The sequence below is a fragment of the Streptomyces sp. HPF1205 genome, assembly GCF_020400825.1.
GTDB lineage: Bacteria > Actinomycetota > Actinomycetes > Streptomycetales > Streptomycetaceae > Actinacidiphila.
In genome coordinates this window covers 69,262-92,873 of record NZ_JAINVH010000031.1, presented here as the reverse complement: position 1 = coordinate 92,873, position 23,612 = coordinate 69,262, and the positions used below count along the sequence as shown (strand labels likewise).

At 72.3% G+C, this 23,612-nt stretch carries 24 protein-coding genes; 7 read left to right on the top strand and 17 right to left on the bottom strand.

The annotated features are described in order from the left end of the window. Positions 1 to 129 precede the first annotated feature (129 nt). The 5 genes from K7G61_RS28195 to K7G61_RS28175 form a co-directional block, all read right to left on the bottom strand. On the bottom strand, positions 130 to 1,545 hold the full coding sequence (locus tag K7G61_RS28195) for a glycosyltransferase (RefSeq protein ID WP_225849824.1): 1,416 nt from the start codon (positions 1,543 to 1,545) through the stop codon (positions 130 to 132). Between the two features lie 25 nt (positions 1,546 to 1,570). Continuing rightward, entirely contained in the window at positions 1,571 to 3,130 is a 1,560-nt protein-coding gene (locus tag K7G61_RS28190) for a cell wall metabolism sensor histidine kinase WalK (protein ID WP_225849823.1), read from the bottom strand. Next, positions 3,127 to 4,002, bottom strand: a complete 876-nt coding sequence (locus K7G61_RS28185) for a response regulator transcription factor (protein WP_225849822.1) — start codon at positions 4,000 to 4,002, stop codon at positions 3,127 to 3,129. Before K7G61_RS28185 ends, K7G61_RS28190 begins: the two co-directional genes overlap by 4 nt. Positions 4,003 to 4,197: 195 nt before the next feature. Next, positions 4,198 to 4,647 (bottom strand): PPOX class F420-dependent oxidoreductase, encoded by a 450-nt coding sequence (locus K7G61_RS28180; RefSeq protein ID WP_225849821.1) that lies wholly within the window; start codon positions 4,645 to 4,647, stop codon positions 4,198 to 4,200. Positions 4,648 to 4,675: 28 nt separating this feature from the next. Next, positions 4,676 to 4,900, bottom strand: coding sequence for a DUF2277 domain-containing protein (locus K7G61_RS28175; protein ID WP_225849820.1), 225 nt, complete (start codon positions 4,898 to 4,900; stop codon positions 4,676 to 4,678). Positions 4,901 to 5,034: 134 nt separating this feature from the next. On the opposite strand from K7G61_RS28175, the gene K7G61_RS28170 reads away from it, so the two are divergent. Then, positions 5,035 to 5,775, top strand: coding sequence for a trans-aconitate 2-methyltransferase (locus K7G61_RS28170; protein WP_225849819.1), 741 nt, complete (start codon positions 5,035 to 5,037; stop codon positions 5,773 to 5,775). A 27-nt stretch (positions 5,776 to 5,802) separates the two neighbouring features. Here K7G61_RS28170 and K7G61_RS28165 read toward each other — a convergent pair whose 3' ends face one another. The 4 genes from K7G61_RS28165 to K7G61_RS28150 all read right to left on the bottom strand — a co-directional run bounded on the left by K7G61_RS28165 (position 5,803) and on the right by K7G61_RS28150 (position 9,809). Next, positions 5,803 to 6,123 (bottom strand): hypothetical protein, encoded by a 321-nt coding sequence (locus tag K7G61_RS28165; RefSeq protein ID WP_225849818.1) that lies wholly within the window; start codon positions 6,121 to 6,123, stop codon positions 5,803 to 5,805. 597 nt (positions 6,124 to 6,720) lie between these two features. Then, positions 6,721 to 8,178, bottom strand: coding sequence for an LCP family protein (locus K7G61_RS28160; RefSeq protein WP_225849817.1), 1,458 nt, complete (start codon positions 8,176 to 8,178; stop codon positions 6,721 to 6,723). 241 nt (positions 8,179 to 8,419) lie between these two features. Then, positions 8,420 to 8,806 carry an STAS domain-containing protein gene (locus K7G61_RS28155; RefSeq protein ID WP_225849816.1) on the bottom strand — a complete coding sequence of 129 codons (387 nt, stop codon included), beginning with the start codon at positions 8,804 to 8,806 and terminating at the stop codon, positions 8,420 to 8,422. Positions 8,807 to 8,942: 136 nt separating this feature from the next. Next, entirely contained in the window at positions 8,943 to 9,809 is an 867-nt protein-coding gene (locus K7G61_RS28150; protein WP_225849815.1) for a helix-turn-helix transcriptional regulator, read from the bottom strand. A gap of 180 nt (positions 9,810 to 9,989) precedes the next feature. Here K7G61_RS28150 and K7G61_RS28145 point away from each other — a divergent pair, with 180 nt between their 5' ends. Then, on the top strand, positions 9,990 to 10,466 hold the full coding sequence (locus tag K7G61_RS28145; protein ID WP_225849814.1) for an ATP-binding protein: 477 nt from the start codon (positions 9,990 to 9,992) through the stop codon (positions 10,464 to 10,466). Between the two features lie 90 nt (positions 10,467 to 10,556). Here K7G61_RS28145 and K7G61_RS28140 read toward each other — a convergent pair whose 3' ends face one another. After that, complete coding sequence (locus K7G61_RS28140) at positions 10,557 to 10,793, bottom strand: DUF397 domain-containing protein (RefSeq protein WP_225849813.1); 237 nt, start codon at positions 10,791 to 10,793, stop codon at positions 10,557 to 10,559. A 270-nt stretch (positions 10,794 to 11,063) separates the two neighbouring features. Here K7G61_RS28140 and metG point away from each other — a divergent pair, with 270 nt between their 5' ends. After that, a complete protein-coding gene (gene metG, locus K7G61_RS28135; protein WP_225849812.1) occupies positions 11,064 to 12,785 on the top strand; it encodes a methionine--tRNA ligase in 1,722 nt (573 codons plus the stop codon). A 33-nt stretch (positions 12,786 to 12,818) separates the two neighbouring features. On the opposite strand, the gene K7G61_RS28130 is transcribed toward metG, so the two are convergent. The 3 genes from K7G61_RS28130 to K7G61_RS28120 form a co-directional block, all read right to left on the bottom strand. Beyond that, positions 12,819 to 13,616, bottom strand: coding sequence for a hypothetical protein (locus K7G61_RS28130; protein ID WP_225849811.1), 798 nt, complete (start codon positions 13,614 to 13,616; stop codon positions 12,819 to 12,821). Between the two features lie 180 nt (positions 13,617 to 13,796). Continuing rightward, entirely contained in the window at positions 13,797 to 14,603 is an 807-nt protein-coding gene (locus tag K7G61_RS28125; protein ID WP_225849810.1) for a hypothetical protein, read from the bottom strand. Further along, complete coding sequence (locus K7G61_RS28120) at positions 14,590 to 15,108, bottom strand: SigE family RNA polymerase sigma factor (RefSeq protein ID WP_225849809.1); 519 nt, start codon at positions 15,106 to 15,108, stop codon at positions 14,590 to 14,592. Before K7G61_RS28120 ends, K7G61_RS28125 begins: the two co-directional genes overlap by 14 nt. Positions 15,109 to 15,302: 194 nt before the next feature. On the opposite strand from K7G61_RS28120, the gene K7G61_RS28115 reads away from it, so the two are divergent. Further along, positions 15,303 to 15,560, top strand: a complete 258-nt coding sequence (locus tag K7G61_RS28115) for a hypothetical protein (RefSeq protein WP_225849808.1) — start codon at positions 15,303 to 15,305, stop codon at positions 15,558 to 15,560. 95 nt (positions 15,561 to 15,655) lie between these two features. On the opposite strand, the gene aspS is transcribed toward K7G61_RS28115, so the two are convergent. The 3 genes from aspS to K7G61_RS28100 form a co-directional block, all read right to left on the bottom strand. After that, complete coding sequence (gene aspS, locus K7G61_RS28110; RefSeq protein ID WP_225849807.1) at positions 15,656 to 17,410, bottom strand: aspartate--tRNA ligase; 1,755 nt, start codon at positions 17,408 to 17,410, stop codon at positions 15,656 to 15,658. A gap of 180 nt (positions 17,411 to 17,590) precedes the next feature. Further along, on the bottom strand, positions 17,591 to 18,880 hold the full coding sequence (locus K7G61_RS28105) for a M18 family aminopeptidase (RefSeq protein WP_225849806.1): 1,290 nt from the start codon (positions 18,878 to 18,880) through the stop codon (positions 17,591 to 17,593). Positions 18,881 to 18,967: 87 nt separating this feature from the next. Next, a complete protein-coding gene (locus K7G61_RS28100; protein WP_225849805.1) occupies positions 18,968 to 20,794 on the bottom strand; it encodes an acyl-CoA dehydrogenase in 1,827 nt (608 codons plus the stop codon). Positions 20,795 to 20,986: 192 nt separating this feature from the next. Here K7G61_RS28100 and K7G61_RS28095 point away from each other — a divergent pair, with 192 nt between their 5' ends. Both K7G61_RS28095 and K7G61_RS28090 read left to right on the top strand, forming a co-directional pair. Next, positions 20,987 to 21,469 carry an SseB family protein gene (locus K7G61_RS28095; RefSeq protein WP_374204265.1) on the top strand — a complete coding sequence of 161 codons (483 nt, stop codon included), beginning with the start codon at positions 20,987 to 20,989 and terminating at the stop codon, positions 21,467 to 21,469. 139 nt (positions 21,470 to 21,608) lie between these two features. Then, positions 21,609 to 22,571: a pirin family protein gene (locus tag K7G61_RS28090; RefSeq protein WP_225849804.1), complete on the top strand. Its 963-nt coding sequence runs from the start codon at positions 21,609 to 21,611 to the stop codon at positions 22,569 to 22,571. Between the two features lie 91 nt (positions 22,572 to 22,662). Here K7G61_RS28090 and K7G61_RS28085 read toward each other — a convergent pair whose 3' ends face one another. Beyond that, entirely contained in the window at positions 22,663 to 23,133 is a 471-nt protein-coding gene (locus tag K7G61_RS28085; protein ID WP_225849803.1) for a MarR family winged helix-turn-helix transcriptional regulator, read from the bottom strand. A 214-nt stretch (positions 23,134 to 23,347) separates the two neighbouring features. Here K7G61_RS28085 and K7G61_RS28080 point away from each other — a divergent pair, with 214 nt between their 5' ends. Next, positions 23,348 to 23,602, top strand: coding sequence for a hypothetical protein (locus K7G61_RS28080; RefSeq protein WP_225849802.1), 255 nt, complete (start codon positions 23,348 to 23,350; stop codon positions 23,600 to 23,602). Positions 23,603 to 23,612 lie beyond the last annotated feature (10 nt).

Here is a 23,612-nt window from a genome sequence, read left to right as displayed (position 1 = left end):
CGGGGGCGGGCGCGGACGCGGGCGGGGCCACGGGCAGGGCGCCCGCGGCCGGGACCGCGGAGGAGCCCGCCGGCCGCTCCGGCGGGGGGCCCGCCGTGGGGCCGCCGTACGGCGGGTCGCTCGGCACGGTCATCGGGGGCTCCTGGGGTCGGTGGCGGTCGGGTCGGGGTACGCGCGGCGGGCGGGAGTGCGGGGCGCTTCCGCGAGGGCGGGGTCGGTGGGGACGGGATCGGCAGGGCCGGGGCCGGGGGGGACGGGGTCGGCGGGGGCGGGGGCCGCGTGCGGCCGGTCCGGGAACAGCCACGCCCGGAACAGCAGGAACCGCAGCATGGTCGCCGCCAGGTTCGCCGCGATCAGGGCGGCCAGCTCCGTCGTGTGCGCGGGGTGCGGGCTCGCCGCGTGGACGGCGGCGAGGGAGCCGCTGGTCAGGGCGAGGCCGATGGCGAAGACGACCAGGCCCTGCGCCTGGTGGCGTACCGCCTGGTCGCGGCCGCGCACGCCGAAGGTGAGGCGGCGGTTGGCGGCGGTGTTGCCGAGCGCGGACAGCAGCAGGGCCAGGGCGTTGGCGGCCTGGGCGCCCACGCCGGTCCTGAACAGCGCGTACAGGGCGAGGTACACCAGTGTGCTCAGGGCCCCGACCACGCAGAAGCCGACGAGCTGGCGGGCCAGGCCCGCCGGGACGCCGGGCAGTTCGCGGTCGCGCGGGTCGTCGCCGAAGGGGCGGCGCAGGCGATCCAGGGCGAGCCGTCCTGTGGCCAGGGCGCGGCCGACCCGCCAGACGCCGCGCAGGTCGGCGGCGGCGGTCCGCACGATGTCCACGCTGCTGTCCGGGTCGTCCACCCAGTCCACCGGCACCTCGTGGATGCGCAGGCCCGCGCGCTCGGCCAGGACCAGCATCTCGGTGTCGAAGAACCAGCCGGTGTCCTCGACCATGGGCAGCAGCCGCTGGGCGACATCGCCCCTGATCGCCTTGAAACCGCACTGGGCGTCGGAGAAACGCGCGGCCAGCGAGCCGCGCAGGATCAGGTTGTAGGCGCGCGAGACGAACTCCCGCTTGGCGCCGCGCACCACCCGCGAGGAGCGGGCGAGCCGGGAGCCGATGGCGAGGTCGGAGTGGCCGGAGATCAGCGGGGCGACCAGCGGCAGCAGCGCGTTGAGGCCGGTGGACAGGTCGACGTCCATGTACGCGAGCACGGGCGCGTCCGAGGCGGACCACACCGTGCGCAGCGCCCGGCCGCGGCCCTTGCGCTCCAGCCGGAAGGACTCCACCTCCGGCAGCTCGGCGGCCAGCGCCTTGGCGACGGCGGGCGTCAGGTCGGTGCTCGCGTTGTCCGCGACGGTGATCCGGAACGGGTACGGGAAGGTGTCCGACAGGTGGGCGTGCAGCCGCCGCACACAGGGTTCGAGGTCGTCCTGCTCGTTGTACACGGGTATGACGACGTCGAGTACGGGGCTCGGTCCGGGGGCGCCGGCCGCGCGGGCCGATGCCGCCGCCGTGACCGGCACCGGCTGCCGGGCGGGCAGGTCGCCGAGGTTGGTTCGCATACGAAGACGGTCGGCGGGCGCCCTGTCACGAGTGTGTGGTGAGGCTTGGCGCGGGCTGTGAGTACGCGGCGGGCAGGGTGACGGTGAACACCGTGCGGCCGGGCCGGCTCTCCAGGGCCACCCGGCCGCCGTGCGCGGCGACCACGGACCGCACGATGGCCAGGCCCAGTCCCGTACTGCCGGCCGCCCTGGAGCGGGAGGCGTCGCCGCGGGCGAACCGTTCGAAGACATGGCGCTGCAGCTGCTCCGGGATGCCGGGGCCGTCGTCCTCGACCTGGAGCAGCACGTCGGCGGGGCGGCGCAGCACGCGGGCCGTGACGGTGGTGCCGGGCGGGGTGTGGGCGCGCGCGTTGGCCAGCAGGTTGGCCAGCACCTGGTGCAGGCGCTGGGCGTCGCCGCGCACGGTCGCCGGCTCGTCGGGCAGGTCCAGGCGCCAGACGTGGTCGCGGCCGGCCGCGCGCGCGTCGCTGACCGCGTCGACGGCCAGCGGGGACAGGTCGGTCCCGGTGAGGCTGAGGGGGCGGCCGGCGTCCAGGCGGGCGAGCAGCAGCAGGTCCTCGACCAGGGTGGTCATGCGGGCCGCCTCGGACTCGATGCGGCCGAGGGCGTAGCGGGTGTCGGGGCCGGTGGACTCCTTGCCGCGGCGGGTGAGTTCGGCGTAGCCGCGGATGGAGGCGAGCGGGGTGCGCAGCTCGTGGCTGGCGTCGGCGACGAACCGCCGTACCCGGGTCTCGCTCTCCTGCCGGGCGTGCAGCGCGGAGGCGACGTGGCCGAGCATGCGGTTGAGGGCCGCGCCGACCTGCCCGACCTCGGTGCGCGGGTCGGTGTCGGAGTCGGGCACCCGCTCATGCAGCGCCACCTCGCCGTGGTGCAGCGGGAGTTCGGAGACGCGGGTGGCGGTCGCGGCGACCCGGCGCAGCGGCTGCAGGGCGATCCGCATCAAGGCGGCGCCGGCGAGTCCCGCGGCGATCAGGCCGGCCGCGCTGACCGAGACCTCGACCCACATCAGGGTCGACAGCGTGTCCCGGGTGCCGGCCGTGGACAGGCCGACGACGACGGTGCGGCCCGAGGCGTCGGCGTGCGAGGAGGCGACGTGGAAGGTGCCGAGGTCCGGCACGCGCAGGGTGTGCGTCCTGCCGTCGAGGGGGACGTGGGCGAAGACGGCGGCCTGGGCGGAGGTGAGCGGATCGGCGACCAGGCCGCTGCTGCTCGAACTGGTGGCGCTGATCGCGGCGTCCTGGACCCGGCCGTGCGCGTCCACGACCGCCCCGACCGTCTCGCCGGGCTGGCCGCCGCCGAACAGGAAGCCGAGCATGCGGTTGGCGTCCTCACGACTGTCCGCCGCCGACGGCACGCGCCGGTCCGCGAGGCCGGGCCGGCCGCCGGGGCCGTCGGCGTCCCTCGGCGGACCGGCCGCGCGTACCGCCAGCGCCTCCACCTTGCTGTCGAGCTGGCCGTACAGGAAGTCGTGCAGCGCGAAGATCGTCACCGAGCCGATGACCGCGCACACGACCGCGACGAGGGCGACGCACGAGGCGACCAGCCGTCGCCGCAGCGACCAGCGGCGGCGGGTCACCTTGGTCACGCCGGTTCGCCCGGCTTGATCAGGTAGCCGGCGCCGCGCCGGGTGTGGATCATCGGGGAGCGGCCGGCGTCTATCTTGCGGCGCAGGTAGGAGATGTACAGCTCGACGACGTTGGCCTGGCCGCCGAAGTCGTAGGACCACACGCGGTCCAGGATCTGGGCCTTGCTGAGCACGCGCCGCGGGTTGCGCATGAGGTAGCGCAGCAGTTCGAACTCGGTGGCGGTGAGGTGGATGTTGTCGCCGCCGCGGCTGACCTCGTGGCTGTCCTCGTTGAGTACGAGGTCGCCGACGACCAGCAGGGACTCGTTGCGTACGGCGGCAGCGCCGGAGCGGCGCAGCAGTCCGCGCAGCCGGGCGACGACCTCCTCCAGGCTGAACGGCTTGGTGACGTAGTCGTCGCCGCCCGCCGTCAGCCCGGCGATGCGGTCCTCGACGGCGTCCTTGGCGGTCAGGAAGAGCACGGGCACGTCCGGGGTCTCGCGGCGCAGCCTGGCCAGCACTTCGAGGCCGTCCATGTCGGGCAGCATGACGTCGAGGACGACGGCGTCCGGGCGGGCCTCGCGGGCCGCCCGCAGGGCGCTCGCGCCGTCCGCCTCGGTGCGGACCTGCCAGCCCTCGTAGCGCAGCGCCATGGACAGCAGGTCGGCCAGCGGCGTCTCGTCGTCGACGACCAGGACGCGTACGGGGGAGCCGTCCGGGCGGGCGAGGTCGCCGAGCGGGGCGCTCGCACTGGCCGCGCCCGCGGCGGAGGCGCGCCCGCGCGGGGGAACGTGGCCGGCGGTGGGGGCGGGGGCGGCGGGCGAGGAGGCGGTCGCCGCGGTGGCCGCGGCACGGCCCGCGGTGCGGTGGGTGAGCGGTGAGGTGGAAGGCATGGTGCTCACCCTGTGGGTCGCCTATGAGAAGCGCCTTGTCCGTTTCTGTGAAAAGTCTGAGAATCCGGCGGCGGTGCGGAGCCGGCGGTCCGGAGCCGACGGTGCGGGACCCGGGGGTTCGGAACGGGGCGGATCGCGGCCCGGGGGGCCGCGGGCGCGGCACCCCGGGCGGGGCGGGGCGGCCGGAGGACGCCGTCAGGCCGCGAGGGCCGCGGCGGCGGTCACCTTGTCGATGCGGCCGCGGACGAGGAGTTCGCCCGGCACGGCGTTGCGCTCGCCGAACTGCCTGGCCTGCTCCGCGCCCATGTAGCGGCCGCCGAGCTCGGTCGCCCAGGTGAGCAGCTCGCCCAGGTCCTCGCTGATCTCCGCCGTGCACTCCAGGAGCACGAAGGAGTACGGCGGCTCTTGGTCGTCGACGCACAGCGCGAAGTGCGGGTCGCGGCGCAGCGCCCGGCCCTTCACGCCCTCCGCGCCCGTGGTGAAGACGACGGCCACCCCGTGGGGCGCGTCGGGATCGGTGCCGTCCAGCACGAACCAGACGGGCGTGACGTGTGGCCGCCCGTCCTTGCGCCGCACGGCCAGCTTGCCGGTGCGGGTGCCGGTCATTGCGAAGGAACGCCACTCGGCGTCGGTCATCTGGTGCATGACCGCCAGGCTAGGGGGTGCGGGCGGTTCAGGCGCGCGACGCGCTACCACCGCGTATCTCCAGGCCGTCCAGGAGCGCGGCGGTCGCGGCGGTCACCGCCTCCACGGCGGCGTCGAACACCTCGCGGTTGTGGGCGGCCGGGGCGCGGAAGCCGGAGATCTTCCGCACGTACTGCAGCGCGGCGGCACGGATGTCGTCGTCGCCGACCTCGGTGGCCATCGGCGGGCGGAGCGTCTTGATGCTTCTGCACATCCCTCCAGTCTGGCACCGGCCACCGACAACGCCGGGCGGCGGCGAGGCGGCCCCGGGCAGGCCCCGGGGAGACCGGCGCCCGTAGCGCCCGTAAGCCGCTTGCGCGCCCCCGTGGCGGGGCGGACGCTTGCGCGGTGTTCTCCGACGCCGACGCCGCCGAGCTGTACGACCTGCTCAACCCGTGGGACCCGGCCCGGGCGCCCGAGGACGCCTTCTACCTTCCGCTCGTGATGGCGGCGGAGTCGGTCCTGGACGTCGGCTGCGGGACGGGGGCCATGCTGCGGGTGGCGCGCGAGCGCGGCCACCGAGGGCGGCTGACCGGCCTCGACCCGGACCGCGCCGCGCTGGACCGGGCCCGGCGGCGCCAGGACGTCGAGTGGGTCCAGGGCACCGCGGCCCAGGCGGTGGCGGGCGCCGGGTACGCGCTCGCGACCATGACCGGCCACGCGTTCCAGGACCTGGTCACCGACGAGGACATCCGTGCCTCGCTCGCGGCGGTCCGCGGCGCGCTGCGCCCCGGCGGCCGGTTCGCCTTCGAGACGCGGCATCCGCAGGCACGGGCCTGGGAGAAGTGGACCGCCGCCGACTCGGACGACGTGGCCGAGGTCGTCGACGCTTCGGGCCGGACCCTGCGCTATTGGCACGACGTCGACTCCGTGTCCGGCGGCGTGGTCGCCTTCCACGGCACGGTGGCCGCGGCGGACGGTACGGTGCTGCGCGTCCTGCGCGAGAGCCTGCGGTTCCTCGACGTGGCCGAACTGGACGGATTCCTCGCCGAGGCGGGCTTCGACATCGAGGCGCGGTACGGCGACTGGGACCGGGGACCCGTCACGGCGGCCGGCCGGGAGATCATCACGATCGCCCGCCGCCCCTGAGGCGCCCGGCGGCCCCGTGCCCCGTTCTCAGCGGAGCGTCACGTACACCTTGCGGGACTCGCTGTACAGGTGGCGGGAGTCGGGGTCCAGGTAGACCGCCCACGTGCCGTCGGCGTACGCCCTGGTGGTGAAGGTGTAGCGCCCGGTCGCGTCGGCGTGGCCCTTGAGCACCCAGTACCACTGCGAGCTGCCCCTGGGGCGGTAGACCAGGACCACGCGGGCGTGCGGCAGGCGGACCCAGCCCTTGGCGGTGAGCTGGGTGACCGTGCCGGAGGCGATCAGCCTGCCGTCGCGGTACGGGTGCGCGGGGCTGATGGCGATCGACATCGCGGTCCGGACACGGCTCATCCGGACCAGCGGTTTGGCGGCGGCCGCCGCTCCCGCCGCGCCCGTCGTGGGTCCGGCCCCGGCGCCGCCGTCGCCGCCCGCGCCCACCCGGTTCGCTCCCGCGTACGCCCGGGACGCGGCCGGCTTCTTGTGCGCCGCCTTGCGTGCCGTGCGGCTTCGCGCCGTCCCGCTTCCCGACGGGTGGCTTCCCCCCGTGTGGCTTCGTGCCGTGTGGCTTCGCGCCATCTCGCTTCTCGCCGTGGGGAGTCCGGAGTCGGCCGCCGCCATGGGCGCGGCCGCCGCGGTGATCCCTGCCACGAGCCCCGCGGCGGCGAGCAGCACGGCCGCCGCACGGAGCACGGAACCCCGCCTCTCGCGCTTCCCGCGCATGGCAACGACCCCCCGTAAGTCTCGACGGCGCTCGCCGGGCGGCCGGAGTCGGACGGCGGAACGGCGGAACGGCGAACGGCGAGCAGTGAACGGCGAACAGTGAGAAGCGAACCGTGAACGGCGACCACCCAGCAGTGAACGCTGACCAGCGGAACACCTCAAGGGGAGTGTAACCCGCGGCCTTTGGCACCTCAGGGGCGGCGGGTGCAAGCCTGCGCCGCCCTCGCCTCACCCGTACGACAGCTTGGCGCAGGGAGCGGAGTCCGCGCTGCGCGCCTGCTGCGTCAGCGACTTCGGGAGCGGCTTGGGCGGTGCCGAGGCCGCGGCCTTCGCGAAGTCCTGGCCGACGACGAGGTTGATGCCGCTGATGCCGAGCGGAACGAGCTTCGCGCCCGGGAAGAGCGTGGCCAGCGTCCTGGCGTGGGCCGCGGCGGCGGGCCCGTACTCGATCCGCGTCGTGGCGTGGTCCTGCGAGCGGGCGGTCGTGGTGGCGGTGACCGTGTAGTGGTGGGCCCTGAGCTTGTCCGCGGCCTTGCCGGCCAGCCTGTCGGTGGTGGTGCCGTTGTAGACGGCGACCTGGACGCCCGTGCCGTCCACGGCCGGCGTCGGGGTGGGGGTGGGGGTGACCTTGCCGGAGGCGTTGACGCCGTCGAGGGTGCGGTCGGCCCGCAGAGTGGCGAACAGGTTGTCCACGTCGGGGTGGACGAGGTCTATCCGGGAGCCCGCGTACCGCCAGGGCGCGGTGATGAACTGGATGTTCTTCAGGTCGATGTTCTTCATCGACAGGCCGAACCTGGCCAGTTTCAGACCGCTGTCGAGGGCCGGGTCCACGGTGAGGGACTTGGTGACGGCGTTGGCCAGCGGAAGGACGGTGGTCAGGCTCATCCCGCCGTTCTTGATCTTGGCCATGAGGGCGGACAGGAACGCCTGCTGCCGCATCATCCGACCGACGTCGGAGTTGTCGCCGATGCCGTGCCGCATCCGCACGTAGTCCAGCGCCTTCTGGCCGGACAGGTTCTGCGTCCCGGCCTTGAGCACGAGCTTGCCCTTGTAGCCGAGGTTGGGGTTCATGTCGCCCTGGTAGATGTTGTTCGGCACGCAGACCTCGACGCCGTGGACGGCGGACGTCATCGCCGAGAAGCCCGCGAAGTCGATCACCAGGGTGTGGTCGACCCGCATCCCCGACAGCTTCTCGACCGTGTTCTGGGTGCAGGCCGGGTTGCCCTTGGCCGTCTCGCCCATGGAGAAGGCCGAGTTGAACATCGCGTTGGGCTGCTCCGGGGACCAGCGGCCGTCGGGGAGCAGGCACGGGGGTATGTCGACCAGCGAGTCGCGGGGTATGGAGATGCCGACCGCGTGTTTGTGGTCGGGGTAGACGTGCAGCAGGATCGTGGTGTCCGAGCGGCCGATGGGGCCGGAGCCGGCGCCGCCGAGCTTGGCGTTGTCACCGGAGCGGGTGTCGGAACCGATGAGCAGGATGTTCACCGGCTTGTTCCCGTCGGCGTCGGCCTGGGCGGCCGGCGGGCGGTTCTTGCTCAGCCCGGCCGAGTCGAAGGTCGAGATGTTGGCGTTCAGCTTGAGGTAGATCGCTCCGGCGGCGGCCACGAGCAGCACCGCCAGCGACGCAACGACGGCTGTCGCGATCTTCTTCTTGCTGCGTTTGCGCTGTATGCCACGAACGCCCATTCCCACACCTTCGGTCCACGTGGCTCCCGCGCACGACGAAGCTCCACACCTATCACGGCGCCGCGGGGCCCCGTAGGGCAGAGGTCACACAGGACGCGCGAGGCCGGGCGGCGGCCCGGCCGGCAACTGTACGCGACCGTCGACCAGTCGGCCGGACATGTCCGGAAAAGCCCGACTGATTCCGGAAATTGCCGAGCGGGTACGGAAAGTGCCGGGCGGATACGGGGATCGGCGCCCGCCGCTACCCCTCCAGCGCCTCCGTGAGGGTCGCCACCGGGCGGAAGACCGCGTCCAGCCCGGTCATGGCCAGCAGCCGCCGTGTGTGCGGCCGGGCGCAGGCCATGCGCACCTCCCCGCCGAGCTCGGTGATCCGGCGCCGGCCGCGCAGCAGCAGCGACAGCCCGTAGCAGTCGATGAACTCCAGCGGTCCGAGGTCCAGCACCACCAGCGGCCAGGCGGCGGCGGCCCGCAGGTGCGCGTCGACGTACGGGGCGGCGCCGAGGTCGATCTCGCCGGTCAGCTCCACGACGGTGATGTCGTGTATCCGGTACGTGCGCGCGTACGCCGTCGGTGGCGGGATGACGTCGCCGGGCCGGCGGGCGCGCTCCGGCTCATCCCCGTGGTGCACCGCTGCCCCCTCACGTGACCTGCGGTAACCGTAACGGTGCCGCAGTCCCGCTCGGGAGGCTGACCGGCTTTTCGGGGTCCGAGGTTCACCCGGTCGGAGCAATGTGCGCCTTTCCTCACGCAGCCAGGGGCAAGGGTCAGATGTCGCCCTGGAAGCCGCTGAGCCACTCCAGCGACTCGGACGGCGACAGGGCCACCTCGTCCAGCGCGTTCATGGCCTTCTGGTATTCCACGACCTCGTCGTGCTTGTCGACGTAGAGGGCGCCGGTGAGCTGCTCCAGGTAGACCAGGTCCGGCAGGTCCGACTCCGGGAAGCTCAGCAGGGTGAACGCGCCCCCGCCCGCGGCGTGCCCGCCGGTGGCGAACGGCAGGATCCGCACGTCCACGTTGGGCGCCTCGGCGGCCTCCAGCAGATGCGCGACCTGATCGCGCATCACCTGGCGGGTGCCGAACGGCCGGCGCAGCGCGCCCTCGTCCATCACCGCGACGAAGTGGGGGGCCCGCTCCGACACGAGGAGCTTCTGCCGCTCCAGGCGCAGGCCGACTCGTCTTTCCACCCAGGCGTCGGCTGCTTCGGGGTGACCAAGACGGATCACCGCTCTGATGTAGTCCTCGGTCTGCAGAAGACCGTGCACGAACTGGACCTCGAAGGTGCGGATGAGGGCCGCCGACTCCTCCAGCCCGACGTACGTCTGGAACCAGGTCGGCATCACCTCCCCGTACCCGTGCCACCAGCCCGTCGCGTTGGCCTCCCGCACCAGCCCCAGCATCGCCATGCGCTCGCCCTCGTCGGTCACTCCGTACAGGGTCAACAGGTCAGCGACGTCGCGCTCCTTGAAGCTGACTCTGCCCAGCTCCATGCGGCTGATCTTCGACTCGGAGGCGCGGATGGAATAGCCCGCGTCCTCGCGTGTGATGCCGCGGGTCTCGCGCAGCCTCCGCAGCTGCGCCCCGAGCAGCATTCGTCGCACGATGGACCCGCCTCCCGGCTGCCCTGCGCTCATAGGTCACGCTCCGCCCTTGGTTCATCAGCAGTCTGCCACTAATGGACTGCGCGCAGTACCCATTCAGTCACTCTCCATCGTCACGTGCATCTTTTCCTTGCAGATGCACGTGCAGACGCTCTTGCATGATGAGGTCCTGATCCATGAGCATGGTCCCGTGCAGATACTCCGGGGGCACGTATGAGGCAAGAGGCCGCGGCGGTGCTGGAGCCTTTATGGCAGGGTGTGCTCGCTCCCGAGCGACTCGCCGCAGGCAACGGTGCCACGTGCGAGCTTGCCGCCGCCCCCGAATCGGTGCGCGAGGCGCGCCGGTTCACGCGTGGCACTCTGCAGCGCTGGGACCTGACGGCACTGCGTGATTCCATCGAGCTGGTGGCCTCGGAACTGGTCACGAACGCCCTGCGGTACGCCGTTCCGGTGGGCGCTCCCGGTGCGCCCATAAGGCTGAGTCTGGTGCGCTGGACGTCCCGGGTGGTGTGCGCGGTGCGCGATCCCAGCGCCGTCGCGCCGGTGGCCAAGGATCCCGACTTCGTGGCCGAGACCGGCCGCGGGCTGCACCTGGTGGACTCGTTCAGCGAGAACTGGGGATGGCATCCGCTGTCGGGTGCCGGGAAAGTCGTCTGGGCGCTGTTCCTCGTCCCCGGCGGCACGCACTGACCCGCACACACCGCGCGTTGCCCGGCGCCCGCGCGCGCCGGCGGTTTTCCGTATGCGCCGCGGGCCCGCGATTCTGCGGGCCCGCGGCGGTCAGGGCATCAGGTGGTCGAACTCCCCGGCCTTGACCCCGATGATCATCGACTCGATCTCCGCCCTGGTATAAATCAGCGCCGGGCCGTCCGGAAAGCGTGAATTGCGCACCGCGACATCCCCGTCCGGCAGAGCGGCGAACTCCATGCAGGTGCCATTGGCATTGCTGTGCCGGCTCTTCTGCCAGATCACGTCCGTAAGGTCTTCTGCCGCCATTCCATTGTGCGTCCGGCGCATCGGCCACTCCCCATAACTGCCTTGTCTGGTCTGGAAGATGATAACTCGTGGGGCGCACACGTGCATGTGCACGTGCATGTGCATGTGCAGTCACACGCGGTGAACTTCTGCGGGTACCCCGTACCCTCCGTCCGCGCCCGGGTCCGGAAGGTGAAATCGCGGGAAGATTCGCCCGGGCGGTCCGATACGATATTGAGCATCAGAACCGGCCCGGCGCCGACCCCGTAGCTGAATTCCTCACTCCACGCGACGAATTGGGAGCAGCCTGCAATGGCTCGTCACCTCATCACTTCAGCCCTGCCCTATATCAACGGGATCAAGCACCTGGGCAACATGGTGGGGTCCATGCTCCCGGCGGACGTCTACTCCAGGTACCTGCGCCAGCGCGGCCACGAGGTGCTCTACATCTGCGCCACCGACGAGCACGGCACCCCCGCCGAGCTGGCGGCCAAGGAGGCCGGGCTGCCGGTCGACGTCTTCTGCGCCCGGGCCCACGACGCCCAGAAGGCCGTCTACGACGGGTTCGAGCTGGCCTTCGACCACTTCGGCCGCAGCTCCTCGGCGCAGAACCGCGACATCACCCAGGAATTCGCCCGCGCCCTGGCCGCCAACGGCTTCATCGAGGAGCGGGCCATCCGGCAGGTCTACTCGCTGGACGACGAGCGCTTCCTGCCCGACCGGTACATCGTCGGCACCTGCCCGCACTGCGGTTACGACAAGGCGCGCGGCGACCAGTGCGAGAACTGCACCCGGGTGCTCGACCCCACCGACCTCATCGACGCCCGCTCGGCGATCAGCGGCAGCAGCCGGCTGGAGGTACGCGAGACCAAGCATCTCTTCCTCCTGCAGTCCAAGCTGGCCGGCGAGGTGGAGGCGTGGATCGACGCCAACAGCGCCGACTGGCCCACCCTGGCCTCCTCCATCGCCCGCAAGTGGCTCACCGAAGGACTCCAGGACCGGGCGATCACCCGGGACCTCGAATGGGGTGTCCCCGTCCCCGCCGACACCTGGCCCGAACTGGCCGCCGAGGGCAAGGTCTTCTACGTCTGGTTCGACGCGCCGATCGAGTACATCGGTTCCACCAAGGAATGGTCCGACGCCGATCCCGAGAACCGTGACTGGAAATCGTGGTGGTACGCGGCGGATGACACGGTTCGGTACACCGAGTTCATGGCGAAGGACAATGTCCCCTTCCACACCGTGATGTTCCCGGCCACCCAGCTCGGTACACGCGAGCCGTGGAAGAAGGTCGACTTCGTCAAGGCGTTCAACTGGCTCAACTACTACGGCGGCAAGTTCTCCACCTCCCAGCGGCGCGGCGTCTTCACCGACGCCGCCCTGGAAGTCCTGCCGGCCGACTACTGGCGCTACTTCCTGATGGCGAACGCGCCGGAGTCCGACGACACCTCCTTCACCTGGGAGCTGTTCGCCTCGTCCGTCAACAAGGATCTCGCCGACACTCTCGGCAATTTCGTCAACCGCGTGCTGTCCTTCTCCCGCAAGCGGTTCGGCGAGGAGGTCCCGGCGGGCGCGGCGGCCGGGGCGGCCGAGGCCCGGCTCGGCGAGCAGATCGCCGGCCTGCTGGCGGAGTACGAGGGCCACCTGGAGAACCTGCAGTTCCGCAAGGCCGCCCAGGCGCTGCGCGCCCTTTGGAGCGCGGGCAACTCCTACCTGGAGGAGAAGGCGCCCTGGATGGAGATCAAGACCGATCCCGAGGGCGCCGCCCTGACCCTGCGTACCGCGATGAACCTCATCCACCTGTACGCGGTGGTCTCCGAACCCTTCATCCCGGCCTCGGCCCGGGCCATGCGCGAGGCCTTCGCCCTGCCCTCGGACGACGCGACCTGGGTCGGCCCCGACGAGGCCCGCGCACTGGCCTCCGTCCCGGCGGGCACGGCGTTCACCGTGCCGCCGGTGCTGTTCGCGAAGATCAGCGACGAGGAACTGGCCTCCTACGTCGAGCGGTTCGGCGGGGACCCGGACGCGGCCTGACCCCGCCCGGCCCGCTCTTTCAGGCCATCCGCCTCACCGCGCGAGCGCGGCCCCGTCCCCCATCACCACCACGGGGTGGAGGGCGGGGTCGAGGTCACGCAGCAGGGTCCGCATCACCGTCCTCGGCAGCGACACGCACGCCTGGGTCGGCCCCCCGTGGTCCACGTGCAGCCAGATGCCGCCGCCCCTGGACTGGCCCAGCGGACGGGTCCAGTCGCGCGGGGACGTCCCCGGCTCGCGGTTGTAGTTGATCGCGATCACGTAGTCGAAGGCGCCGGCGAGGGGCTCGCCCCGGAAGCCGGAACCGTGCACGGTGAAGCCGATGGGCGCGTGGTCGTACGTCAGCTTCGTCCCCGGGTCGGGCAGCCGCCCGCCGGCGTCGGTCAGCGTGAACACGCCTATGGGGGACCGCAGATCGCCGGTGCGGTGGTCCGTGGTCCAGCCGTGCAGCGCGTTGTGGGCCGGCCACGCGGGGCCCGCCGCCGTCCAGCCCTTCACCGGGTCGCGGCGGTAGAGGGTGACGGTCGAGCGCGAGGAGTCGGGACCGGCGCCGACGACGACCACCGCCTGGCGGGCGTTCGCCGGCACCTCGGCCAGGGTGTGCGGGCCGAGCCCCGGCAGTGCGGCGGGCGGCGCGGGACGCGGCGCGGACCGCCCCGCCTGCCCCCCGTTCACCGGTCCCGCGACCTGCCGGGCCTGCCCCTCGTCGGTCACCCGCGAAGGCCGGGCCCCGGCCCCCGACCCGGCACATCCGGCGAGGAACGACAGGGACAGTACGGTCACGGCGGCCGCGGCCAGGGCGCGGCGGGTCACCCCGTGGGGTATGGGCATCGAACGGGCCTTTCGGTGTGGCGGTCACGCGCCGGCGGGGGAAGGGCCGGCGCGGTCGTACGGGTTCGGGTGCGGGCCCGGGCGCGGGGCCCGTTCAGGACGGGGAGCCGGTTCAGGGCAGGGGTGCGGACACGGGCTGGGCGGCGGGGGCGCGGGTGCGGGTCGGCGTCGGAGTCCGGGTCAGGAGAAGTCCGCGCTCGTCAGCAGGGCGCGGATCCACTGGCGCTGGTCCTCCGTGGGGTGTGCCAGGCAGACCGAACCGGTGAGCACGACCGAGTCGGTGGCGGGCGGGGCGGTCCGGCCGACGAGCGCGTACCACTGCTCGGTTCCGCCCTCCACGCGGCAGGCCTTCCCCAGCGGGTAGGGGACCAGCGCGTTCCGCCGGTCGGCCTTGCTCGCGAGGGCCGGCTCGTGCCGCACCTGGAGGACGAGCAGCGAGCCGCCGAAGGCCATCGGCTGCCGCAGCGGAAGGCAGTAGCCGCTCAGCGGGTCCGCGCAGGCCTTCGGCCCGGCGAGCAGCGGGTCGCTCGCGACGTATATCGTGCCCGGCGCCTCCCGGTGCTCCCAGTCCAGCGGCGTCCGCAAAGTCAGGTGCTTGTCGGCGAACCGGACCAGCTGGGGCAGCGGGTGGGAGTCCGTGGTCGCGGGAGCGGACGACGTGGGCGAAGGGCCGCGGGCCGGCGGCGAGCCCACCGTGGCCGGCGGCGCGGCCCCCGGCTCCACCGGGCCGCCGCCGGCCACGCCGCGCGGCAGCAGCAGGCCCGCCGTGCCGACGGCGGCGACGAGGACGCCGCACACCCCGGCCGCGCGCCGGCGCCTGCGCCGCCGGACCCGCTCGCGCACCCGCTCCAAGCGCTGGGCGGGCGCCGCCAGTTGGGGCACTCCGCGCTCCAGCAGTACCCGCAGCTCGTGCTCCTCGGTGGGCCCCGGGCCGCCGGGCCCGCCGGCCGCGCCGCCCGCCGGACCGTGCCTGTCAGCCGTCACCACGGCAGCCGCCTTCCGGTACGCGGACGGCGGAGGGCAGCCGGCCGCGCAGCGCCCGCAGCGCCTTGGCGGCCTGACTCTTGACCGTGCCCTCCGTGCACCCCATGACCTCGGCGGTCTCCGCCACGCTCAGGTCCTCGAACCAGCGCAGCATCACCACCGCGCGCTGGCGCGCCGGCAGCGCCCGTATCGCCGTGGCCAGGGCCTGTTCCAGGTCCACGTCCGCGAAGGGGTCGGTCGGCTGCGGGCGGTCCGGCAGGTCGCCGTGCGGCACTTCGGCCCGCCACTTGCGCCGCCACCACGACGCATGGGTGTGCACCAGCGCCTTGCGGACGTACGCCTCCGGGTTCTCGGCCGCGATCCGCGGCCACTTCGGCCAGACCCTGGCCAGGACGGTCTGGAGCAGGTCCTCCGCGAGGTGCGCGTCGCCGGTGAGCAGCCAGGCGACCCGCAGCAGTCTGGGGCCGCGGGCCGCGACGAACTCCTCGAAGCCTGGGGGCTCCCTCACCGTTCACCTCATCTCCCACACCCAAGGAACGCGGTCGGGGCGGGACTCGGTTGCCTCGGATTCCCGGACCCGGCGGAGGGCGGACACGTGCGTCTTCACGGGCACTTAACGCAGGCGCACAACTCCCTCGGGTACCCAGGAATCACGGGAAGTCCCACACCCGTGGAAAGCCCACAACAAGGGAGAGAGCCCCCATGAGGAAGCTGTTCGCCGCCGCCTTGTCCGCCGCCGCCCTGTCCGCGGCCGCCCTCACCGCCGCCGTCCCCGCCGTCGCGGCCTCTTCGCCGGCCGCACCGGCCGCGCCCGCCGCGCCCACGATGAGCTTCGTCACCGCCAAGCAGTGCGCCGACGCCGGCGGCAAGGCGATGCCCGGAATGTCCATGACCGGGCAGGTCTGCCAGGGCGGGACGTCGGACGGGGCGTGGGTGATCCCGGACTTCCCGGCGAGCTGACGCGGCACAGGCCTCGAAAGAGCCGCGAGGGGCGCGGGGAGTTCCCCGCGCCCCTCGTCGCGAAGCCGTCGGCGCGGGGGTCACCCCCGCGCGGGTCAGCGCTTGCGCAGCTGGATGTGGAGCTCGCGCAGCCGCGTGTCCGGGACCTCGGTGGGCGCGCCCATCAGCAGGTCCTGGGCGTGCTGGTTGAGCGGGAAGGCGATCGTCTCGCGGATGTTCGGCTCGTCCGCCAGCAGCATCACCATGCGGTCCACGCCCGGGGCGATGCCGCCGTGCGGCGGGGCGCCGAAGTGGAAGGCGCGCAGCATGCCGCCGAACTCCGACTCGACCGTCTCCCGGTCGTACCCCGCGATCTCGAACGCCTTGTACATCACGTCGGGTTCGTGGTTCCGGATGGCGCCGGAGGACAGCTCGATGCCGTTGCAGACGATGTCGTACTGCCAGGCCAGGATGTCCAGCGGGTCCTTGGTTTCGAGCGCCTCAAGGCCGCCCTGCGGCATCGAGAACGGGTTGTGCGAGAACTCGATCTGCCCGGTGTCCTCGTTGCGCTCGAACATCGGGAAGTCGACGATCCAGCAGAAGCGGAAGACGTTCTCCTCGAACTGGCCGACCCGGCGGGCGGCCTCCACCCGCACCGGACCCATGATCTTCGAGACCTCGTCGAACTCGCCGGCGCCGAAGAAGACCGCGGTGCCGGGCTTGGCGGCGACCGCCGAGACCAGGGCGGTGACGTCGTCCTCGGTGAGGAACTTGGCGATGGGACCGGTCAGCGCGTTGTCGTCGCCGACCCGGACCCAGGCCAGGCCCTGCGCGCCGAGGGAGACCGCGTACTCGCCGAGGGAGTCGAAGAACTTGCGCGGCTGGTCGGCGGTGTCGGGCACGGCCAGGGCGCGCACGTGCTTGCCGGCGAACGCCTTGAAGCCGGAGCCGGCGAACACGTGGGAGACGTCGACCAGTTCCAGGGGGGTGCGCAGGTCGGGCTTGTCGTTGCCGTACTTCAGCAGCGACTCGCGGTAGGGGATGCGCGGGAACGGGGAGGTGACCGTGCGGCCCCCGCCCAGCTCGGTGAACAGGTCGGTCATCACCTTCTCGATGACCGCGAAGACGTCCTCCTGCTCCACGAAGCTCATCTCGACGTCGAGCTGGTAGAACTCGCCGGGCGAGCGGTCGGCGCGGGAGTCCTCGTCGCGGAAGCAGGGCGCGATCTGGAAGTAGCGGTCGAAACCGGAGATCATCAGCAGCTGCTTGAACTGCTGGGGCGCCTGCGGCAGCGCGTAGAACGTGCCGGGGTGCACGCGGGAGGGCACCAGGAAGTCGCGCGCGCCCTCGGGGGAGGTCGCGGACAGGATCGGGGTGGCCATCTCGTTGAAGCCCAGCGCGGTCATCTCGCGGCGCAGGAAGGAGATGACCTGGGTGCGCAGCATGATGTTGCGGTGCATGCGCTGGCGGCGCAGGTCGAGGAAGCGGTTGGTCAGCCGCATCTCCTCGTTGGCGTTGTCCTCGGGGAAGACCGGGAAGGGCAGCGGGTCGGCGGCGCCCAGCACCTCGAAGGTCGTCACCTCGACCTCGACCTCGCCGGTGGGCAGGTCCGGGTTGACGTTCTCCGCGGCGCGCGCCACCACGCGGCCGTCGACGCGGACCACGGACTCCTTGGACTGCGTGGCGAGCTGCTCGTACGCGGGGGAGCCGGGGCGGGCGACGAGCTGCGTGAAGCCGTAGTGGTCGCGCAGGTCGACGAAGAGGATGCCGCCCAGATCGCGGCGATTGTGCAGCCAGCCGGACAGGCGGACGTCGCTGCCGACGTCGGTGGCGCGCAGTTCACCGCAGGTGTGGGACCGGTACCGGTGCATCTCTCGTCTTCTCGTCTCTCGTCCGAGCCGTGGGGTCGTGGCCCTTCAGCCTACCGGGGCGGGGGCCCGCACCCCCATTCGGATACCGGCCCGCAAGGCGGTCCGTACCGGGGTGAAAGGCGCGAATCGTCCGCAATCCGCACCGCGGGTGTTCCGGCCGGGGTGGACCGCGGCCCGCCCTCAGGCGGTCAGGAAGGCCGTCAGGGCCGCCGCCAGGTGGGCCGGGTCGTCGGCGCCGCACAGCTCGCGCGCGGAGTGCATGGACAGGATGGGCACGCCGACGTCGACCGTGGTGATGCCGTGCCGGGCCGCGGTGATCGGGCCGATGGTCGTACCGCAGGGCATCGCGTTGCTGGAGACGAAGTGCTGGTACGGGACGCCGGCCCGCTCGCAGGCGGCCGTGAACAGGGCGCGGCCGGTGCCGTCGGTGGAGTAGCGGTTGTTGACGTTGGTCTTGAGGATCGGGCCGCCGTTGGCCCGCGGGTGGTGGGTGGGGTCGTGGCGCTCGGCGTAGTTGGGATGGACGGCGTGGCCGACGTCGGAGGAGACGCAGACCGTGCCGGCCAGGGCGCGCAGCCGGTCCTCGTACGAGCCGCCGCGCGCGTGGACCGAGCGCTCCAGGACGTTGCCGAGCAGCGGGCCCTGGGCGCCGGTGTCGGACTCGCTGCCGTTCTCCTCGTGATCGAAGGCGGCCAGCACCGGGACGAAGGGCAGCGCGTCGCCCTCGGCCGCCGCGGCGAGCAGGGCCGCGGTGCCCGCGTGGACGGACAGGAGGTTGTCCAGCCGGGGGGACGCGAGCAGGTCGCGGTCGCGGCCGAGGTAGGCGGGCGGCTGCACGTCGTGCGTCATCAGGTCCCAGCCGGCCACGTCGGCGGCCGGCACGCCCGCCTCGCCGGCCAGGAAGTCGATCAGGTCGCCGTCGGCCGCCTCGCCCAGGCCCCACAGCGGCTGGAGGTGCCGCTGCTTGTCCAGGGTCAGCCCGTCGTTGACCCCGCGGTCGAGGTGGATGGCGAGCTGCGCGACCCGCAGCAGCGGGCGGTCCACCCGGACCAGGACGGTCGAGCCGTCGCGCAGCGCCAGCCGGCCGGCCAGGCCCAGGTCGCGGTCGAGCCAGCTGTTGAGCAGCGGGCCGCCGTAGATCTCCACGGCCACCTGCCGCCAGCCCTGCGCGCCCATGTCGGGGCGCGGCTTGACCCGCAGGTTCGGGGAGTCGGTGTGCGCGCCGACCACCCGGAACGGGGTGTGCGGCACCGCGCCCCCCGGCACGTACCAGGCCACGAGCGCCCCGCCGCGCACCACGAACCGGCCGCCGCTCTCGCCGTCCCACATGCCGGTCTCGTCCACCCGCCGGAACCCGGCCTTCTCCAGCCGCTCGGCCGCGGTGGCCACGGCGTGGTACGGCGTGGGGCTCGCGGTCACGAACGCGGCCAGGTCGTCGGTGTGCGTGCGGTCGAATCTCGGAGGGGTCATGGAACCAGCTTATTTGCGCCGAAGGCCGGGTGGGCGGTCGGCCGACCGCCCACCCGGCCTTCGGGCCGGACCCGCGAGGGCGGGCCCTCAGAACGCTTCTTCCGGCAGGTCCATGACGTCCAGGTCGACGGACTCCGCGACGGAGCGGGCCGCGCCGACGCCCGGCAGGACGGTGGCCGCGAAGAACTTCGCCGCGGCGATCTTGCCCGCGTAGAAGGCCGCGTCCTTCGCGGTGGCCGAGGGGAGCTTCTCGGCGGCGACGCAGGCGCCGCGCAGCAGCAGGTAGCCGACCACCACGTCGCCGGAGGCGAGCAGCAGGCGGGTGGTGTTCAGGCCCACCTTGTAGATCGAGCGGACGTCCTGCTCGGTGGCCGAGAGGTCCGCGAGCATGGCGCCGAGGATGGCCTCCAGGTCGGCCGCCGCCTTGGCGAGCTGCTCGCGCGCCGCCGCGAGCTCCTCGCCGCCGCCGGCCTCGGCCAGGAACTTCTTGATCTCCTCGCTCAGCGCGGTCAGCGACTGCCCCTGGTCGCGGACGATCTTCCGGAAGAAGTAGTCCTGGCCCTGGATCGCGGTCGTGCCCTCGTAGAGCGTGTCGATCTTGGCGTCCCTGATGTACTGCTCGATCGGGTACTCCTGCAGGTAGCCCGAGCCGCCGAAGGTCTGCAGCGACTGGGCGAGCTGCTCGTAGGACTTCTCCGAGCCGTAGCCCTTGACGATGGGCAGCAGCAGGTCGTTGAGGCCGTGCAGGTGCCGCGCGTCCTCGCCGTTGGCCTCGGCGAGCTGGATGGCGTCCTGGACGGAGGCCGTGTAGAGGACGAGGGCGCGCATGCCCTCCGCGTACGCCTTCTGCGTCATCAGCGAGCGGCGGACGTCCGGGTGGTGGGTGATGGTGACCTTGGGCGCGGACTTGTCCATGAACTGCGCCAGGTCCGGGCCCTGCACGCGCTCCTTGGCGTACTCCAGCGCGTTGAGGTAGCCGGTGGAGAGGGTGGCTATCGCCTTCGTGCCGACCATCATGCGGGCGAACTCGATGATCCGGAACATCTGCCGGATGCCGTCGTGCTTATCGCCGATCAGCCAGCCCTTGGCGGGGTGCTTGTCGCCGAAGGTCATCTCGCAGGTGTTGGACGCCTTCAGGCCCATCTTGTGCTCGACGTTGGTGGCGTAGACGCCGTTGCGGGCGCCCAGCTCGCCGGTCTCGACGTCGAACTCGTACTTCGGGACCATGAACAGCGACAGGCCCTTGGTGCCGGGTCCGGCGCCCTCGGGGCGGGCCAGCACGTAGTGGATGATGTTCTCGGCCATGTCGTGCTCGCCCGAGGTGATGAAGCGCTTGACGCCCTCGATGTGCCAGCTGCCGTCGTCCTGCCTGACCGCCTTGGCGCGGCCTGCGCCGACGTCCGAGCCGGCGTCCGGCTCGGTGAGCACCATGGTGGAGCCCCACTGCTTCTCGACCGCCAGCGCGGCGATCTTCTTCTGCTCCTCGGTGCCCTCGTCGTAGAGGATCCCGGCGAATGCCGGCCCGGAGGAGTACATCCAGATCGCCGGGTTCGACCCGAGCACCAGTTCGGCGTAGGACCAGATCAGGGAGCGCGGCGCGGTGGTGCCGCCGATCTCCTCCGGCAGGCCCAGCCGCCAGTACTCGGCGTCCATGAAGGCGGCGTAGCTCTTCTTGAAGGTGTCGGGGACCGGCGCCGTGCCGGTTTGCGGGTCGAAGACCGGCGGGTTGCGGTCGGCGTCGGCGAAGGACTCGGCCAGTTCGTTCTCGGCCAGCCTGGCCAGCTCGCCGAGGATGTCCTTCGCGGTCTCGACGTCCATCTCCGCGAAGGGACCCGTGCCGTAGAGCTGGTCGCGGCCGAGCACCTCGAAGAGGTTGAACTCGATGTCGCGGAGGTTCGACTTGTAGTGGCCCATGAGGACTGGCTCCTGGCTCCCTGTGTCCGGCGGTTCCGACGGGTACTGCGGCGGTGTGCGCCTGCGCCGCGGCGGTTCCGGTGTGCGGATCGCGTGGTCAACCAAAATGATGCTACCGGCCAGTAATAAGAAGCAACCCCCTCCGGCCCGATGTGACCCTTTCCTCTCCCGGGCTTGGCTACGCTTGGGCGTGTGTACGGCTACGAGCAGAGTGTGAACCCGGGACCCGGCGGCCCGCCCCCAGGCGGCGCCCCGATGGGCGGCGCACCCATGGGCGGGGGCTACCCCGACCCGCCCGCCGCCTATCCGGAACCGTCGCCGCCGTCGCTGGCCGACGCCGTGCGCGCCTTCACCACCGGCTCGATGTCCGCCGAGGACTTCCAGGCGATCTTCGCCACCTCCAAGGTGTACTGCCCGCGCGGCGAGAACCCCGGCTTCCTCGCGCTGCACGACACCCAGCAGCCGGTCATCCCGATGTTCTCCTCGCTGAAGGAGCTGCGCCGGTACGCCGGCAAGGAGTCCAAGTACTTCGTGATCACCGGCGCCGAGGTGCTCGACCTGCTGCCCACCGGCTACGGCTTCGTCCTCGACATCGAGGGCCGGCACCGGATGGTCTTCGACGCCAAGGCGGTCGAGCAGATGGTGGACTTCACGATGCGCCGGATGTACGGGTAGGCCGCCCGGTCCTCTTTCGCGGCTTTTCGGGATCTTCGGGACTTTTTGGCAGGGCCGTCCGCGTGGCGGAACAATTACGCCTTGCGAGATGTTCAGCGTTCAACTACATTGGACGCAGCGCAAGCCGAAGGAGCCCCCCATGCCTGCCGTGACCGTAGAGAACCCGCTGGCCCTGCCGAAGGTGACCGCGCCCGCCGACGCCCGGCCGCGGCCCGCGCTGGCCGTGAGCACCGCCCCGAGCGGCCTGGAGGGCGAGGGCTTCCCCGTCCGCCGCGCCTTCGCGGGCATCGACTACAAGTACCTCGACCCGTTCATCATGATGGACCAGATGGGCGAGGTGGACTACGCGGCCGGCGAGCCCAAGGGCACCCCCTGGCACCCGCACCGCGGCTTCGAGACCGTCACGTACATCATGGACGGCACCTTCATCCACCAGGACTCCCACGGTGGCGGCGGCACCATCACCAACGGCGACACCCAGTGGATGACGGCCGGGTCCGGCCTGCTGCACATCGAGACCCCGCCGGAGGAGCTCGTGCTCAGCGGTGGGCTGTTCCACGGCCTCCAGCTGTGGGTGAACCTCCCCAAGCGCGACAAGATGATCGCGCCGAAGTACCAGGACATCCGGGCCGGCGGCCTGAAGCTGCTCACCTCGGCGGACGGCGGCGCCCTGATCCGCCTCATCGCCGGCGACCTCGACGGGCACAGCGGCCCCGGCGCCACCCACACCCCGATCACCATGATCCACGTGTCGCTGACCGCCGGCGCCCAGGTCACCCTGCCCTGGCGCCCCGACTTCAACGCCCTGGCCTACGGCCTGGCCGGGTCCGGTTCCGCCGGCCCCGAGCAGCGCCCCTTCCGGATGGGGCAGGCGGTCGTCTTCGGCACCGGCCAGTCCCTGACGATCCGCGCCGACGCGACCCAGGACTCGCGCAGCGCCAACTTCGAGGTGGTCCTGCTCGGCGGGCAGCCGATCCGCGAGCCGATGATGCAGTACGGCCCGTTCGTCATGAACACCCACGCCGAACTGGCCCAGGCCTTCGACGACTTCCAGGCCGGCCGCCTGGGCACGATCCCGGCCGACTCGCCGTACGGCCGCTGAGGATCCCCCACGGGGGGTACGGGCGCCCGCCCGCGGGACCGGGCGGCTCCCCGTACCCCCGGGACTTTCCCAGTGCTCTCCCGGCCGGGCCTCAGACCTGGATGACCCGGTCCAGGACGGCCATCGCCTCGATCACCGTCCGCCGCTCGGCCTCCGTGCAGTGGCCGTCCAAGGCGCGGGCCAGCCACTCCTGGCGGGTGCGGCGGTCGCCCATCAGCCGCTCCCGACCCTCGGCGCTCAGGCTGACCACCTGCTTGCGGCCGTCGTGCGGGTCGGGGTCGCGCCGGATGATGCCCCGCTCCTCCAGCGCGGCCAGCGTCGCGGCCATCGACTGCGGCCGCACCCGCTCGGCCGCCGCCAGTTCGCTGGTGGTGGCCGCGCCGCCCCTGTCCAGCCGGGTCATGACGGCCGTCTGCGAGGGCGTGAGGTCCTCGATCCCGGCCAGCTCCCTCATCCGCCGGCGCAGCCGGCTGACCACGCTGCGTACGTCGCTCGCGGCGCGGACCGCGGATTCGGTGACGGCCTCCGCCGGAGCGGCGGCGGCCTGCGGGCTGTCGTCCATGCCCACACCGTAAGACCTGGCCACCCGCCCATCCAGCAGGAATCCGCGGCACACATCCGGCCCCGCCCCCGGCCCCGCCGCACGGCGGCCGCGCCGACCGCCGGGGAGACCGGCCGCTGCCCCCGTGCGAAGAGGCTGAATGCCGGTCAAGTCCGGGGGTAGGCGACAGCCGAGACCAACGGAACCGTCAACTGGAATTGGGGAGGCGGGCGTTGTGGGCATCGGAGGCTGCATCATCCTGATCGCGATCGGCGCGATCATCACCTTCGCCACCAACTGGCATGCCAAGGGCGTCAACATGGATCTGCTCGGGCTGATCCTGATGGCCGTCGGCGTCATCGGAATGGCCGCGTACGTGAGCATATTCAAGCGGCGCAGGATCCCACCGACCGCGGACGGCGACGTCCCGCCGGTCGTGGAGGAGCGGTACTACGCGGAGGACCGCTACCACCCGGGTGGGCGGTACTGAGGCCGCCGCC